General features: G+C 57.6%; 2 protein-coding genes. Both read right to left on the reverse strand.

Annotation, left to right across the window (positions count from 1 at the left end):
- On the reverse strand, positions 1-767 hold a 767-nt coding region (locus MV985_RS00540), incomplete at its 3' end, for an extradiol dioxygenase (protein WP_297458031.1).
- A 5-nt stretch (positions 768-772) separates the two neighbouring features.
- A partial coding sequence (locus MV985_RS00545; RefSeq protein ID WP_297458033.1) for a pyridoxal-phosphate dependent enzyme occupies positions 773-1,097 on the reverse strand: 325 nt, incomplete at its 5' end.

The following is a 1,097-nucleotide window of genomic DNA, read 5'->3' on the forward strand; positions in this document are numbered from 1 at the left end:
GCTCCAGCCATTCCGAAGTAGGTCGGGCAGGCGTAGGCACTCTCCTTCAGCTGGAATTCTCCAACCCGCATGGCTCCAAGCATTATCAGCATCTGCCAGTAGCTGTCCGGCAGGGCGTTTCTTATCAGCTCGTCCGGGATTTCTGGAAGCTCCTCGAGGCGGTCCTCGTTTATCAGCCGCATAATCAGCCTGTCGTACTCCTCGCTCTCCTTCCTGTAGCCGTAGGGTCCGTTCTCGTCGTGGGCATGCCCGTGATCGGCGCTGATTATCAGTGCGACCTTTTTCTCGCTCTCCTCGATGAGGTCGCCGAGGGCTTCACCGAACCCAATCAGCGCCTCCCTGTTCAAGTTCCTCGCCGGCGTCAGAAGGACGAGGGGCTTCTTCTCCAAAAACTGTAGCGGTATCAGTTCCCCCCACGTCAAAGGCCATCTCGAGTACCTTCCGCTCCTGCTGGCGAAGTGCAGGTCAACGACCGAGAAGCGGTCTTTTGTCGCCTCGTATATTCTCTCCGCAAGCTCTCTATCGGTCTCCCACTCCCCCGGGAGTTCAACGCCCTCGAAGCCGAGCCACGAGATTAGGTGCTCCGCCATGACCACCCCAATGTGGTCGCTCATCCTGACGTTGTGGGGGCTGATGAGGACGTAGGAGTCGACGTCTCTGAAAGCCTCTCCGATGTCCCTCAAAACCTCTGCCAGTCTCTTCGTTTCCTCATCTTCGGGCATTAGAACCGGGTTTCCATGTGGCATCAAGCCGATTCCAACGAGCATTTCAATCACCCCAGGCAGTTTTCGAGGTCTTCAAGCGCGCATTCCATTATTTTTCCGCCTTCCGCATGGGAAAGCGTCTTCAGCCCGGAGCCGGTGAGGATTGAGACCACCTTCGACCCCTTGGGGATAACGCCGCTCTCAGTGAGCTTCTTCAGCGCCGCTACTCCTGTTGCGCTCGCAGGCTGGACGAAAAGGCCTTCACCGGCCAATTTCCTCTGCGCTTCGACTATCTCCCCATCGCTCACTGCAACGCAGAGCCAGCCGAACTCGTGGAGGAGCTTTAGAACCACGTTCCCGCTCGGCGGGTACGGATTTGCTATGGCTTTAGCT

Origin of the sequence: Thermococcus sp. (assembly GCF_027012695.1) — an archaeon.
GTDB lineage: Archaea > Methanobacteriota_B > Thermococci > Thermococcales > Thermococcaceae > Thermococcus.